This window comes from Parvibaculum sp. (assembly GCF_046297875.1).
Taxonomy (GTDB): Bacteria; Pseudomonadota; Alphaproteobacteria; order Parvibaculales; family Parvibaculaceae; genus Parvibaculum.
Map to the genome: position 1 here is coordinate 1,539,094 of NZ_JBKBHD010000001.1, position 14,755 is coordinate 1,553,848.

Annotated in this window: 8 protein-coding genes; 5 read left to right on the forward strand and 3 right to left on the reverse strand. The window is 63.7% G+C overall.

What is annotated here, in order from left to right:
- Nucleotides 1-49 precede the first annotated feature (49 nt).
- From ACK4FH_RS07540 to ACK4FH_RS07555, 4 genes are all read left to right on the forward strand, one after another.
- Entirely contained in the window at nt 50-1,714 is a 1,665-nt protein-coding gene (locus ACK4FH_RS07540) for a sulfatase-like hydrolase/transferase (RefSeq protein WP_409812335.1), read from the forward strand.
- A 76-nt stretch (nt 1,715-1,790) separates the two neighbouring features.
- On the forward strand, nt 1,791-2,498 hold the full coding sequence (locus ACK4FH_RS07545; protein WP_409812337.1) for a TetR/AcrR family transcriptional regulator: 708 nt from the start codon (nt 1,791-1,793) through the stop codon (nt 2,496-2,498).
- Nucleotides 2,499-2,597: 99 nt separating this feature from the next.
- Entirely contained in the window at nt 2,598-3,860 is a 1,263-nt protein-coding gene (locus ACK4FH_RS07550; RefSeq protein WP_409815201.1) for a cytochrome P450, read from the forward strand.
- A gap of 123 nt (nt 3,861-3,983) precedes the next feature.
- Nucleotides 3,984-5,117, forward strand: coding sequence for an aromatic ring-hydroxylating oxygenase subunit alpha (locus ACK4FH_RS07555; protein ID WP_409812339.1), 1,134 nt, complete (start codon nt 3,984-3,986; stop codon nt 5,115-5,117).
- Here the strand turns inward: ACK4FH_RS07555 and ACK4FH_RS07560 are convergent.
- Genes ACK4FH_RS07560 through ACK4FH_RS07570 form a run of 3 tightly spaced genes read right to left on the reverse strand, consistent with a single transcriptional unit; the run spans nt 5,050 to nt 12,957 of the window.
- Nucleotides 5,050-10,377 (reverse strand): hypothetical protein, encoded by a 5,328-nt coding sequence (locus ACK4FH_RS07560; protein WP_409812340.1) that lies wholly within the window; start codon nt 10,375-10,377, stop codon nt 5,050-5,052. The genes ACK4FH_RS07555 and ACK4FH_RS07560 overlap by 68 nt on opposite strands.
- On the reverse strand, nt 10,374-11,888 hold the full coding sequence (locus ACK4FH_RS07565; RefSeq protein WP_409812342.1) for a hypothetical protein: 1,515 nt from the start codon (nt 11,886-11,888) through the stop codon (nt 10,374-10,376). Before ACK4FH_RS07565 ends, ACK4FH_RS07560 begins: the two co-directional genes overlap by 4 nt.
- A gap of 22 nt (nt 11,889-11,910) precedes the next feature.
- Nucleotides 11,911-12,957, reverse strand: a complete 1,047-nt coding sequence (locus tag ACK4FH_RS07570; RefSeq protein WP_409812344.1) for an OmpA family protein — start codon at nt 12,955-12,957, stop codon at nt 11,911-11,913.
- Between the two features lie 142 nt (nt 12,958-13,099).
- Here ACK4FH_RS07570 and ACK4FH_RS07575 point away from each other — a divergent pair, with 142 nt between their 5' ends.
- Complete coding sequence (locus ACK4FH_RS07575) at nt 13,100-14,674, forward strand: alpha/beta hydrolase fold domain-containing protein (protein WP_409812346.1); 1,575 nt, start codon at nt 13,100-13,102, stop codon at nt 14,672-14,674.
- Nucleotides 14,675-14,755 lie beyond the last annotated feature (81 nt).

Consider the following 14,755-nt stretch of genomic DNA (forward strand, 5'->3'; position numbering starts at 1 on the left):
GGCCTGTGCGCCGTATTTTGCTTTGAGCGATCGGGAACAGGGGGAGCATATGAAAATCGGAAAACGGGGCTGGGCCATCGCGGGCGGGTCGCTTGTCGTATTGCTGGCGGCCGGCTGGTTCGGGTTTAGCCGCTATGCGATCCAGCTCCCCGCCATGATCCAGGACTGGCGCGATCCGATTGGCCCCAGCCAGACCGTCGACTGGGCGCCGGGCCCCGATGTGGCGGAGGCGCCAGCGGGTACGCGTCCGCCCAATATTGTGCTCATCGTCGCCGACGATCTTGGCTGGAACGACATCACGCTGAATGGCGGTGGCGTGGCGGGCGGCACCGTACCGACGCCGAACATCGACTCCATAGCGAAGTCCGGCCTTGTCCTCTCGCATGGCTATTCGGGCAGCGGCACCTGCGCCCCGTCGCGCGCAACCATGATGTCGGGCCGCTATCCGACGCGTTTCGGCTTCGAGTTCACGCCAATGCCGCCGGGCATGGCGCGCATTACCACGCGCTTTGCCGCCGAAGACCCCACCGCGCTTCGCCGCACGACGCTGATCGATGCCGAAGGGCCGGAACTGCACTATACCGAGATGGGCATGCCCCAGAGCGAAACCTCGATGGGCAATCTCCTGCAGGACGCCGGCTATCGCACCATCCATATCGGCAAGTGGCATCTCGGCGAAACGAACGGAATGGCAGCTTACGATCAGGGATTCGATGAAAGCCTGCTCATGGCATCCGGCCTCTATCTCAATCTCGACGATCCGAATTCCGTGGAAGCACGCAACGACTTCGATCCGATCGACCGCTTCCTCTGGGCTAATATGCGCTTCGCCGTGCGCAAGAATGGCGGCCCGCGCTTCGAGCCGGACCGTTATCTCACCGACTATTTCACGCACGAGGCGGTGAAGGCGATCGAGGCGAACAGGAACCGGCCCTTCTTCCTCTATCTCGCGCATTGGGCGCCGCATACGCCGCTTCAGGCGACACAGGAAGACTATGATGCACTCTCCCATATCGAGGATCACACGCTGCGCGTCTATGGCGCGATGATCCGCGCGCTCGACCGGGGGGTGGGCGAAGTGCTCGACGCGCTGAAGCAGAACGGCCTTGAAGAGAACACGCTTGTCATCTTTACGTCGGACAATGGCGGCGCGCATTACATCGGCTTGCCCGAGATCAACGAGCCCTATCGCGGCTGGAAGGCGACCTTCTTCGGCGGCGGCATCCGCGTGCCGCTCTTCATGAAATGGCCGACGAAGATCGAGGCGGGCCAAGAGTATCGCCATCCCGTGCATCATTTCGATATTTATGCAACGGCGGCTGCGGCGGCCGGTACGCAGGTGCCAAGCGACCGCGTGGTAGACGGCCGCAATCTTCTGGCGGTGCTCGACGACATGGACATGCCGCTGCACGAAACCTTGTTCTGGCGCAGCGGGCATTACCAGACTGTGCTGCACAAGGGATGGAAATTGCAGCGCACCGCGCGGCCCGATGCAGTGTGGCTGTTCGATCTCGAAAACGATCCCACGGAGCGGAACAATCTGGCCGATGCAATGCCCGAAAAGGTTGCCGAACTGGTGGCGCTTCTCGACCGGCACAATGCCGAGCAGATGACGCCGGGCTGGCCGTCTCGCGTCGAGATGCCGGTTTCGATCGACAAGGATCTGAGCGTTCCGCAGGCGGCAGACGACGAATATATCTTCTGGCCGAACTGATCGCATCCGTGCGGGCTTCGGCCCGCGCCTTTGCCCATGCTAGGTTGCGTCATCGAAGCTGGCAGAGGCGCGGAGCATGGCGGACAGGGCGGGCAAAGAGGACAAGACGGCAAAGGCGGTCGGCAGGCCGCGCCGTGCCGAGGCGCCCGTCTCCGGCGATCCGCGCGGCGACATCATCGCCGCGGCGGCGCGGCTCTTCCACGCCAAAGGCATTGCCGGCGCGTCGGTTCGCGAGATTGCTGAGGAAGCCGGGCTTCGCAAGGCGTCGCTCTACTACTACTTCCCGTCGAAGGAGGAGATTGTCTATGCGATGATCGAAGGTGTGCTCGGGCCCGCGCTCGACATGCAGCGCCGGCTCGGCAGGGCAGAGCTCTCCGAGCCCGCAAGGCTCTGGCTCTATCTCCGCTTCGATGTCGAGATGCTCTGCTCTGCGCCTTATGACTGCACCTGGCTCCTCTCGCATGCCAGCCTGAGCGACGAGCGTATGGCCGGCTATTGGACGGAGCGGCAAAAGCTTACCGCCTGGCTCACGGCGCGTCTCAAACAGGGGCAGGCGAAGGGCGAGATCAGGGAGTGCGATGCGGCGGCGGCCGCGAAGGCCCTGCTTGCCGCAACGGAATACTCGGTTACCTGGGCGGAGCGCGAAAATCGCAGGCGCATGATCGGCAATGCGGAGGAGGTCGCCACGCTCCTCGTTCGAGGTCTGCTCTCCGGCAAATGCGATTTTGACGCGGTGATGAATGAAGTTCGCGACGCATCCGGAGTCTTTCTTTCCGCGAATTAGATGTATGAAGATGACAGTTGCGTCATTCAAGGGAGGCCCCCAATGAGCGAAAACACACCCAAATCGCCGGCCCAGGACTACACCCGCAGCAATGCCGAGATGGCCGCGAAGTGGAAGATCGACGTCAATCGTGATCCCTGGTCGATCCCGCTCGAGGATCTTGATCCGGCGCATGACGATCTTTTCGGCGCGAACAAGGTGCTGCCCTATTTCGAGCGGTTGCGGAAGGAAGACCCCGTTCATCTGAGCGAGAAGGGGCCTTATGGCCGCTACTGGTCGATCACGAAATATGAAGACGTGATGTTCGTCGATACGAACCACAAGCTCTTCTCGTCCGACATCCGCAATGGCGGGATCCGCCTCGGCGGGCAGCGCATCGAAGGCGAGCCCGATCCGCTGACCTATCTGCCCATGTTCATCATGGAAGATCCGCCCAAGCATGACGTGCAGCGGAAAGTGGTGCAACCGATGTTCACGCCGCAGAACCTCGCCGATCTCGAACCGTTGATCCGCGAGCGGGCAGCTCTCATTCTCGATGCGCTGCCGCGCAACGAGGAGTTCAACTGGGTGCGGGAAGTGTCGGTCGAGCTGACGGGCCGCACGCTGGCGACGCTCTTCAACGTGCCGCAGGAGGACCGCCACAAGCTCATCCACTGGTCGGATACGGTGGAGCGTATCGGCGATCCCGAATATTTCGCTACGCCGGCAGATGCCTTCAAGGAACTGTGGACCTGCTACGAATATTTCGACGGCGTCTGGAAGGACCGGCTGAAAAATCCGGGTTCCGATCTCATTTCGCTGCTCGCGCATGGCGAGGCGACGAAGAACATGCCGCCCAACGAGTATCTCGGCAACATGCTGCTGCTGATTGTGGGCGGCAACGACACGACACGCAATTCGATCACCGGCGGCGTTCTCGCGCTCAATCAGCATCCGTCCGAGTACAAGAAGCTGCAGGAAGATCCCGGCATCATTCCGAACATGGTTTCGGAAATCATCCGCTGGCAGAGCCCGGTGGCGCATATGTGCCGGACCGCGACGGAAGATGTCGAAATTCGGGGCAAGAAGATCAAGAAGTGGGACAAGGTGGCGATGTGGTACGTCTCGGGCAACCGCGATGACGAGAAGATCGACCGCGCCAATGAATTCCTGATCGATCGCGAAGGCGCGCGCCATCACCTCTCTTTCGGTTTCGGCATTCATCGCTGCATCGGCAATCGCGTCGGCGAAATGCAGCTCCGGATTCTCTGGGAAGAGATCATGAAGCGGTTCAAGAAGGTGGAAGTGACGGGTGAGCCGAAATATCTCCGTTCGAACTTCATCCGCGGCATCACGGAGCTGCCGGTCACGCTGCGGGATTGAGCTTCTGCCCGAGTTCCAGAATTTGATGTCACCCCGGCAGCAATGCCGGGGTGATTTCGTCTGGCTTGACAGCTCGGCGAATTCGTCCTAATTTCGACCGATCGGTCGAAATTGGGTGATGTCATGACTGCTGCCCTCGAAAACCTTCTTGAAGAAGGCCGCCGCGCCGTGGTGCGGCCGCTTGCGGAAGCGTCCACGCTGCCGCCCGCCTTTTACACGTCTCCGGAGGTGTTCGAGCGGGAGCAGGAAGCGATTTTCCGGCGCAACTGGGTCTCTGTCGGCCATGCCGCGGAAATTCCGAAGGCCGGCGACCGGTTCCGCATCGATGTGGCAGGCGAGCCGCTGATGATCGTTCGCGGCAAGGATGGAGAGGTGCGCGCGCTTTCCGCCGTCTGCCGCCACCGCTGGATGCTGTTGGGCGAAGGGGCGGAAAGCTCCGGCACGATTTCCTGCCCCTATCACAAATGGACATATGCGCTGGACGGCTCGCTGATGGCGGCGCCCTTGATGGAGCAGGCGGAGGGATTCGACCGCGCCGAATGCGCGCTTCCCTCGTTCGCCTGCGAGGTCTGGAACGGCTTCATCTTCGTCAATCTGAGCGGCGATGCCGCGCCGCTCACCGGGCAGCTTCAGCCACTCGCAGAAGAATTCACGCCGTGGAAGATGGATGAAATGGAAATCGTGGGGCGGATCGAATTCGATCAAGCCTATAACTGGAAGGTGCTGGTCGACAATTTCATGGAGGCCTATCACCACTTCGCCATCCACCCGGAAACATTCGAGCCGAATTATCCGGCGGCAATCTCCTTTCACGATCCGGCGGAGGGGCCTTATGCGGTGCTGCGCATGCCGCACAAGGGCAATGAGCTGAGCCACCCGCTGTTCAAGCCGCTCGACGACATTCCGGAGCGGGCGCGGCGCGGTTTCTCCGTCTTCAACATCTATCCCTCAATGCTGATCGCCGTGCTTTCAGACAGCGTCATCTGGTACCGGATGGAAATTGCGGGCGTCGACCGTTTCAAGCTCACGGTCTATCTGCTGGCGCATCCCGCCTCGACCGATGTGCCCGATGCCGAGACGTTGAAGCATTTTCTCCGCGAGGCGACCGTCGCCGTCCATATGGAAGACCTGATCGCCTGCGAGGGTGTGCAAAAGGGTCTCCATAGCGGTGTGGCGCAGGCCGGCCGCCTCAGCCATCTCGAAGGCGCAATCCATGCGCACCAGCGCTGGCTGATTGCCGAACTTCAGCGGCCCTGACCGGCACCCGGCGGCGCGCCCGCCGCCAGCCAGGCCGTGCCCGCCGCCTGCGGCGCAGCGGTGCGATCGATGCAGAATGCGGTGCCGCCGTGCCGAATGGCTGAACCACGATATAGATATCGTGACCGGTCTCGATCGCCTCGTTGGGCGAGACGCCGTAGCGGGCGAGAAATTCCATCGGCGATTCCTTGGCCTTGAAGAAATTGCCCTCCACCATGCCCCGCGCATTCATCCGCAGCGGCGGTTCGCTACCCAATCTCACTTCCTTGATGCGGAAGCCGGCCTGATTGAGTGCCGATTCGGCGTAGCGCACCGAATGAGTGTTCGGCAGGTATTTGGTCCAGTCCGCGCCATAGACGCGCTTCATCCAGGCGATTTGAACGCTGGTGTTGGCATTTTCCACGTTCGACATCTTGATCAGCTTCAGCGACGGGTCGCCATAGGGGATACCGAGATTGTGGAAGGCGCGCATGTTGAGCATGGCGGCGGAGCTGGTGCCGCGGTCGCTGATCATCGGCACATTCACATTGTCGAAGAAGTCCGGCAGGAGCTTGGCTTCCATGTAGGACCAGGTCATCTGTATTGAGCCGGCGAATTCCGGCAGTTCGGCAAGGCCGAGCTCGCGCTCGACGACGGCGACATCGTCACCGCCATTGAGGAACTTGTCGGTGCTGAACTTCTTGCCGTCGCCTTCGAGGACTTCATGCTTGAAGGCGACCGGCTGCTCCTTGCCGTCCTTCATCACCTGCTTGGGCAGCCAGTGGTCCTCGGCCGCCTCGTCGAAAGCGCCGGGCAGGGGGCTCTTGACGCGCTTACGCTCGTTGGCGAGGGCCTTCTGGAATTCGGCCGGATCGCGGTAGGGCTGCAATTCGATCACTGCGCGGACATCGGGGTCGCTGGTGGCCTGACGCAGGATCGACGGATCGGCTTCGATCAGTTTCTGAAAATCCGCCCGGCCGCCTAGATGCGCGATCTTCTCATAGGAGGCCCTGTCGAGGCCGCGCGCCCAGGCCGGAACCCCGCCTGCGTCTCCGACGACACTCTCGGCGATGCGCAGAGCCGTTTGCTCGGTCGCGTCGAGCGCTCTGAGGCCCGCTTCGGCGGCCATGCGGCGCGCATCGAAGATCGCGTTGGCCACGTCGATGCGCTGCGGCTCGGGCAGGCTGCGGACCTTGCCGATCGAGCTTTCGGCCAACCGCTCGCTCGCCGTCAGCGCCTGGGTTTCGAGAAGTCCCATCGGCAGCAGGTCGTAGTCTGCGGCGAGCTTCCGCAAGCTCGCAATGCCGTCGGCGTCGGCGAGATGCTCGAAGCCGTCAAGATCGGTGTATGTGCCCTGGCGCCGGAGCCGCGAAAAGAAGTCCTCGCCCGCGTCGGCCGCGCGGTCGATCCAGCGCTTCAGAAGCGCGAGCTCCACGGGCGTGGCCGCACCGGTAAAGCTGCGTGTCACCAGTTGCAGCACATCCTCGGCATAGAGCCCGTCGACGATCTCAAGACCGGCGCGCGGTATGGCGGTGCGCTGCAACTCGTCGAGCATCGCAAAGCGCATCAGGTCACCGCGCCCCGACGCGACGTCGTATTTGGAAATAATCGCATGGATTTCGGATTCTGTCAGACCGACGCGGCGCGCTTCCGAAATCGCGGTCTCGATGACCTCTTGTGCGGCAGCCGTGTGTGCGCCTTTGAGGAGTTCGTTGCCCTCGCCCGGCGTGATGTCCCGGCCTTCGGCGAAGGCCTGTTGGGCATTCTCACGGGCTTTTTCATAACCGGCGGCAGCGTCGCTGCGCATGCGGTCGAGTTGATCGGCATTGGCGCGCGCAGCGTCGGCCTCGGGAAGGCGTTGTGTGCCCACGCCCGAAGAGGGTGCCGTGCCGTCACCGGGCTGGCCAACGCGGATCGTGTCGTCGGCGCTGGTGCTGCGCGGTGTGGGCGTCGCCGGTGCGCCGGGGGTGCCTTCGATGATCGTGTCGCCGGCGGAGGAACCGGGCGTACCCTCGATGATCGTGTCGCTGGCGGCTGTGCCGGAAGGTTCCGGCGGCGCGCGCGGTTGCGATGGCGGCGTGGATTGCGTCCTGGTCAGGTCTTCGACATCGGGCAGCTTGCCGGGATTGGCCGGGTCGATCAGGTCGTCGAGTTCGAGGTTCGAGGCGCGCTGCACATCCTTGCCGTCCGGAAAATTCTTCGCAAAATCCTCGGCCGGAATTTTCGGCGGCTCAAGCTGCGCGAGTTTCGGCGGCGCGGCCTGACCCACGCCCGTTCCGACGCCGACCTCACCCAGCAGCTTGCGCCCGCGTTCGATGGAGCGCGCCTGCGACACAAGGCGTTTGCCGCCGCGATAGACGGCCGCCGAAGTCCCGCCAATATCCTTCAACCCCTTCAGGAAATCCGCGCCGGAGGAGAAAGCGAGGCTCGGCACCACATCGAGATATAGGCCGGCAGAGATTTCCGCCCAGTGGCGGTCTTCGGCGAGGGCCTGCTCGAGACGCGCATCGCCGAGAACGGCATGGGCGCCGCGCGCGAAGCGCACTTCCGCCGTGGTGTTCAGCTTGTGGCCAACTTCGGTGTAGAGCACATGGGCGGCGTTGGCGACATCGGCCATCGTCGCCACGGTGCTGAAGAAGAGCGCTTCGTAGCCGACCGCCCAGCCGAAGAGACCGCCGCCTGCGGCCGCCGCCGATGTGCCGATGGTCGCGGCGACAACGATGATCTTGGTGTCCTGCGCCGAAAGCGATTGCTGCGCGGAGAGAGCCTTGGCAAAGACCGGCACGCCCGCCATCCAGGCCCGCGCCGCGCGGTCGGCCTTCCAGGCATCGTCGCGCTCGCCGCGGATGGATTGTGCGGTCATCAACCGGCTGCGCGCGTAGCGGTTGACGGCGGCGAAGCCGCGGCCAGTCAGTTCGGCGAGTTTCTGGTGTTCACCGCAGGTCTTGATCCCGCGCGCCACGCCAAGCGCCGCGCGCAGCGACGACAGATATTCGCGCAGCATCTGCCGCGTCGCGTCGAGGCGCCAGGCTTCGGCGGCGGCCGCATCGAGGCCAATCTCCCGCTTCAGCAGATCGTCGCTTGCATAGCTGAAGCTGAAGGAAACGGTCCGGCCGTTCGGTGCCTTGACATCGATTGTCGAGAAGGGATGGTTCGGCGCATAGGACGCGGGGATTTCGGCGCTCGCGCGGAAGCCGTATATGGCGGCGTCCGAGCGGATTGCGCTGACGTCCTCGATCTGGCGCGTCATCATTTCGATAAAGGCTTCGCGCAGGATCAGCATGGCGGCGTGGTCGCCGACCAGCATGTCGAGCGAATAGGTTTCGCCGCCGGTAAAGGCGGTCGGGCTCTGGATCACGCCGGCGGCGGTGTCGCGGCCAAGCCGGGCGCCGGAGGCAAGCCATCCCTCGCCGCCGATTTCGCCGAGCAATTCCTTGCCCGTGGCGCGCCTTGCCGCGTCTGCGAGATAGACCTTGCTTTTGAATGTCGCCGCCTTGCGCCTTGCCAGCGCATCGAAATCGACGGGCGTGTCGATCGGCGTTCCGGTGCAACGCGCCGCTTCCATCACGGCGCGCGTCCATGTCAGGTTTTGCGCCGCGCCGAGACCCGGCGCCGTGTGCCGCACAATCTCGGCCGGCGAATTGACGACCTTTGCCTGGGCGTGGAACGGCTCGGTGCGCAATATGTCGGTGGCGATGCTGACGCCGCGGATCGTGTCGCCGTCCTTCACGGTCACGCGCCAGTCGTCGCCGACCTCCGGTAGGTCCATGGCGCCGCCGGATGCTTCCTGTCTCTTGTCGACAAGGCCGATGGGTGGCGTCCGGTAAATATGGATCGGCTTGACGTCGTCGACATCGCCGCCGACGAAGCGCACGGCCTCGCGCAGTTCGGCCAGCGCCTCGTCGTCTTCCTTGGTGCGCGGCAGCCGCTTGGCCATGATCGTGCGGTTGCCGGCAAAGACATGCACTTCGTCATTGACCCAGAGCTGAACCGGCAACTCATCGGTGAGCAGCGGCGCCGCCGTGCGAAATTCAAGATAGATCTTCTCGGGGATCAGCACATGGTCGGCGCCTTCGGTCCCGGCGCCGACCGGCCGCGTCACCGCGAAATCGGCGACGAAATCGCCATAGCGCAGCACCCAGCTTCCCTCGGCGCCGTTCAGCATGAAGCCCTTGCGGCCCGGCGCGGCCGGACGCTTCAGCTCGGCGCGGATCAGGATCCAGTCCTTCTTGTAGATCGCATCCATCATTGCCTGAAGGAGCGCTTCGTTGCCGATGCCGTCGGCCAGCATCTGCTGCTTCAGATTTTGCCGGATATGGGCAAAGGCGTTGTCGAGGATCAGTTGCGCCGTCGGGCGGTCGCCATATTGCGAGCGTTTGGCCTCGACGAAATATTCGACATCCGTGTCGAGCGATTTCAGTTCGGCCGTCTCGCCGGTTTCGGTCGGCAGTTCGTCGCCGACGACCAGCAGATAGCGGCGATCGATCAGAATGCCGGCCGGTGAGCCGTCCGCCTTCCAGGGGTAGGGAAATTTCGCACCGAGATATTCGCGGATGGCGAGCTGGTTTTCGCTCGGGGCCACCAGATGAATGACCGGGCGCGGGCGATACCAGGTCTCGATGCCGGTCTGGTAGGCGCGCCCGGTGCCGTCGCCCGCAAAGCGGAAATCGGCGATGCGGCCGCCGTCGCTTTCGTCGCGGCCCGTCACCGCATTCGCCCATTGCTTCCAGCTTCCGGTCAGCGCCTCGTCGCCGATGAGAAGCTCCAGTTCGACCTTGTGCTTTCCGACAGGCTCATCTTTCAGAACCTTGAACATCTCCTCGGAATCGCCATGGGTCAGCGTGATCTCTTCCGGCCCTAGCCATTCATAGGCCGATCCCGCGCCCACAGGTTTCGCCTCACCGAGGGGCGGCTCGACATATCCTTCCGCGCCGGGCCATGTGCCTTCCAGCGTCACATTCAGCGTGCCGCTCGAGCGCGCGAAGCGGGTTGAGCGCAGCGTGTATTCCTCTTTGGTCTTCGGATGCGTCAGCACGACTTCGGCGCTGCCTTCGCCGTCCGCCACCGTCGCCTTGCCCCGCACCCTGCCAAGAATGCGGTCGTGATAGGCGACTTCCCATTTACCGGCGAGATCGACCGGCGCCAGATCGTCGTCGCCGAAAGCGCCCATCGCCAGCATGGCTGCACCCGCCAGTGCCGCCGCGCCGCCCGCGCCGGCCACGGCCATGCCCGCCGGTGTGGCGAGGTCGGGCAGCGGAATGTCGAAGCCGAAAAGTTTCATCTCCCGCCTCCGTAGATGATGCCGGCTTGTGTCAGGACCAGCGTGGCGCTGCGATAGAGGCGCGGGTTTTCCTCGGTCTGTTCGACCAGTACCGAAAAATTGCCGTTCAGGCGGACATTGTAGGTGCTGCCCGGACGCTCCTCCTCGAACAGCGCCTCGACATGGAAGGGATGGCCGAAATGAATGCCGTCCACGGGCTCGAAAAAATATTTCGGCATCGGCGCGGCGAGATCGTCCTCGTCGAGAAGCGAGGGCTGGTCCACATCCTCAAAGCGCGGCACCACGATCGAAAGCCGCGCCGGGATTTCGTCAGGCGGTTCCGCCGCGCCGCAAGGATCGTCTATCTTCAGATGATCGTTCAGATCCGGCATCAGTGCATCCGTTTCGTAAGCGCGAAAGAAAGGGCGCCCGCCGAGATGGGTGACGGCGTGTTGTGGTGCGTAGTAAATCGAAACGGGTGGCGATACGCGCGGCCTTCCTGCCAGTTCGTTGCTCCAGGCGCCGAGGGACAGAGAACAATTGTAAAAACGCTCGGCGTCGCTTGCCTCGTTCATCGCAGTGGCATTGATGCGCTCGTTGAGAGCTTCCATCTCGGCTTCGAGTTCGCGTATGCGTGCTATATTGTCGTTTCCCAGACCACTGCCGGGCGGATAGCTTTCCAGAACGGCGACCTGACGATCGCGCTCGGCGTGGGTGGCGACGAAATCCACTTCCAGGTCGTAGATGGCGTTATCACGCCTGTCGATCAGCTCTGCAAAGCGCTGGGTGTAGCTTGCGTGGCGCCCGAGAACGTCGAGAAGACGCTTCTGGTATTGCGGCAGAAATGTTTCCCTCAGTTCCGCTTCGGCGCTCTTCCAGAGGTCATGTCCGCCCTGCAGATATTTGAGATCGGCTTCGAGACCGTCCCGGACTTTCCCGGTCATCGACGGCGGCGCCACGCCGATCTGCTGGGCAATCGTTGCCGGCCGCGCGCCGAGACCTTCCTTTGCTTCGTTCAGTCTTGCGATGTACCGGTCGTAGAAGACTTCCGCGATATTCCGCACCATTTCGTCATTGAGCCTTTCGGCGCCCGGACCGTAGTCGACGCTTCGGGACAGTCGAGGCGGGCGCGCCACCTGCGATGCATCGGAAGCCCGCAGGTGGTGCAGAGCGGCGGAATCATCGATGCTTTTCGCCGGACCGACGATGCGCGCATTTTCCCGCTTGAAAGATTCCGCAATCGCGGTCTGCGCGCCGCCGTCCGCGAATGTCGCTATCGTCCGTGCGCGGGCGTCGCCGACTTCCGCAATCATGCGGTCGATTTTTTCGCTCAGATCGGCGAGAAGACGGCGATCGTTCTGGCTCAGGGAAATCGCCGGTACCGCTGGGGTGCCGGGCATGCTCGTTCCCGGTCCCGGCATCACGGGGACCGGCAACTCCGGCTGCTGGAAGGTCTGAGCAAGCGCCGGCACGCACAGCATTGCCGTCAGGGTCAGTCCCGCCGTCAGCGATCGCGCGACAGAGTGGTTCATGCCGACCTCCGGGGCCGCGAGCCTATTGCCGTACCAGTTCCACGCGCCGGTTGAGTGCGCGGCCGTCTTCGGTCTCGTTGGTAGCAACCGGCGCAAGCAGGCCGACGCCCGCCGCCTTCAACCGCGCGGCCGCGATGCCGTGTTTTCCGGTCAATGCCGCGACGACGCTTTCGGCGCGCCGCGCCGAGAGCGACATGTTGTGATCGTAAGCCCCCTTGCTGTCTGTATGGCCAACGACATAGAGCTTCAGCCCCGTGTCGTCCTTCAGCAGTTTGGCGATCTCTTCGAGCGTTGCGTCGGATTCCGGTTTGACGGTCGCGCTGTCGGTGTCGAAATAGACGCCGTAAAGCGCGATGCGGCCGGTCTCGGCAATGGCCTTGGCCATGGCGGCGGCCTCGACCAGCACCATGCGCTGTTCCATTTCGCCGGTCTCGATCACATCGAGCAGCACCAGCGGTTTCTTCGCCGTCATCCTGAACTGGTCGAAACCCTCGATGGCAATCGCGAGCGAGACATAGACCGCGCCTTCGGGCCGGTCGAGCTTGGCCGTCAGCGCGCGCACATCGTTCGGCTGCGAAAACGCATATTGCGTCACCTGGCCCATATTGTTCAACGGGACGCGCTTCAGCAGGGCGCTGGTAATCAGATAGGAGCCGGCGCGCGGCGCATCGGGACCGTTTCCGCATTCTGCGCCGCCACATTCGAAAATGATTTCAAAGCCGGCGTCTGCCAGTTCCTTCCGGTAGTTGCGCATTACCTCAAGCGTCGAGCGTCCCTCCGGTGCCACATAGAGAATGCGGGTATGCGCGCCCTCCACGGCCTGGGCGTCGGTGAGTTTCGAGGCAGAGCTCCGATGGGGTCCGGTCGCAATGTCGAATTCGTCATAGGCGCGCGTGTGGTAGCCGATGATGACGGAGTCTTCGTAGCGTTTGAGCAGCGGATGATCGCTGGCACCGTCGGCATCGTTCGCCCGCGCGGCGCCTGCCAGCGCCAGACCCGTAATGGCCGCCAGCGCGACGGCGCAACGCCAGACGCCTGTTCGCCGCGTGCCCTCGATCCGCATTGTCATCGGTCTGCCCTCCCTGCTGCGCCGGTGGCGAAACAGCCCCTTTTTCCAAAGGTTAGGGTCGGTTTGGCTGTTCTTTCTTCATCACAAGTGATGATAGGGTTCCGGTGAAGGGGATCGCCGGTCCCCGCTGGCCGGGGCGCTGATGGAAAACGCTGTCGAGACCATTCCCCTTGCCGAGGCGGCGGGTTTCCCGCGGCCCGCCGTCTGGTGCGGTGCGGCGGAGGCCGACGGCGCGACGGTCATCTATGTCTATGGCGGCACCTTCGCGATGAACCGGGGGCCCATGCACAGCGTCATCGCCGATCAGGTGGCCCGCAATGCGCGCGGCCGTGTGCTGATGGTCGACTACAGGCTGGCGCCCGAACATCCCTTTCCGCTCGCCATTGAGGATGTCGTGGCGACCTATCGTGCGCTGCTGGCGCGTGGCGTCCCGCCTTCGAAGCTCGTCGTGATGGGCGACACTGCCGGCGCCGGCATCGCGCTTGCCGCCCTCATCGTGCTGCGCGACGAAGGCGCACCGCTGCCCGCCGGTTTCGTCGCGCTCACGCCCTGGGTCGATCTCACAATGTCGGGCGGTTCCTATGTCGAGAACATTCGCACCGGCCGCTTCGCCTCCGATTTGGAGTTGCTGGCCATGCTGACGATCGACTATCTGCAGGGCGCCGATCCCCGCCATCCGCTGGCTTCGCCGGTCTTCGGCGAGTTGACGGGCCTGCCCGAAACACTGATCCATGCGGGCGCCGACGACATATTGCTCGACGATGCGCGGCTGCTTGTCGAGGGGCTGCGCCGTGTCGGCGGACGGGCGCATCTCCATGTCTGGCAGGGACTTCCCGACACCTGGCAACGCCTCCAGCCGCTCTCGCCGCAGGCCGCGGCGGCGCTTGCCAGCATCGGTCAGTTCGTGCGGCGGCGCACCGGGGCGACGGCCCGCAGCGCGGCCGAAAAACAGCAGCTCAGCGACGCCTATTCGCGTGAACTCGCGGAATTCGTCCAGCCGCACATGAACGAACGCTTCGACCAGCTTTTCGAATGGGCGCGCGACCACGATCCGGACTGGGTCTGGCATTTCATGGAGCGGCGGCTCGAATTCGGCGCTCTCGTCACGCAGGAGCAGATCGAGCATGACTGGCTGGCGCTTCTTTTCGCCGACGCCCCGGAGGCAATGCTGCTCTTGAGCGCAAGCCGGCATGTCATTCTCGCCAATCGCCGGGCGCGCCGGGTGCTCGAGAGCGGCGGCGTCTTCGCCCACAAGAACGGGCGGCTCACCGGCGCCGATACGCAGAGCGAGGATGCGCTTTCGATGCTGATGGATCAGGCTTTCGGACTGGTCAGCGCCGGGAACAATTTCGGGCCCGCCGACCGCTATGGCCGCATCGCAAACGGCAAGGGCGAGGTTTTTCTTCTGCGCTGCGAGCGCATCCAGCCGCCGGCCGACGGCTCCGGCGCACCGCCGATCGCGCTTGTCCGGATTTTCGAGGAAGGCCGCCGCCGCCGGATCGACCGCGATGCGCTTCGTGCCTGGTACGGCCTTTCGCCGCGCGAGGCGGAGCTTGCGGCGTCTTTTGCCGAGGGCTCAAGCCTTGCCGCCTTTGCGCGCTTGGAGGGACTTTCGATGGCGACCGTCCGCACGCATTTTTCGCGCATCAAGTCGAAGCTCGGCGCCGCGGATCAGGCCGCCGTCGTCGGCAAGGTCATCCGCGCCGCCTTTGGGTGAGCGCCGGGCCCCGCGCGTCGCCTGGCGATGTGCAAGGCCGTTCGGCATCGCTTGCGCGGTGAACAGGGTGCCACCTCTTTG

Coding starts and splice junctions, on each gene's coding strand:
- ACK4FH_RS07540 (WP_409812335.1), top strand. CDS start 50: ATGAAAATCGGAAAACGGGGCTGGGCCATCGCGGGCGGGTCGCTTGTC.
- ACK4FH_RS07545 (WP_409812337.1), top strand. CDS start 1,791: ATGGCGGACAGGGCGGGCAAAGAGGACAAGACGGCAAAGGCGGTCGGC.
- ACK4FH_RS07550 (WP_409815201.1), top strand. CDS start 2,598: ATGGCCGCGAAGTGGAAGATCGACGTCAATCGTGATCCCTGGTCGATC.
- ACK4FH_RS07555 (WP_409812339.1), top strand. CDS start 3,984: ATGACTGCTGCCCTCGAAAACCTTCTTGAAGAAGGCCGCCGCGCCGTG.
- ACK4FH_RS07560 (WP_409812340.1), bottom strand. CDS start 10,377: ATGAAACTTTTCGGCTTCGACATTCCGCTGCCCGACCTCGCCACACCG.
- ACK4FH_RS07565 (WP_409812342.1), bottom strand. CDS start 11,888: ATGAACCACTCTGTCGCGCGATCGCTGACGGCGGGACTGACCCTGACG.
- ACK4FH_RS07570 (WP_409812344.1), bottom strand. CDS start 12,957: ATGACAATGCGGATCGAGGGCACGCGGCGAACAGGCGTCTGGCGTTGC.
- ACK4FH_RS07575 (WP_409812346.1), top strand. CDS start 13,100: ATGGAAAACGCTGTCGAGACCATTCCCCTTGCCGAGGCGGCGGGTTTC.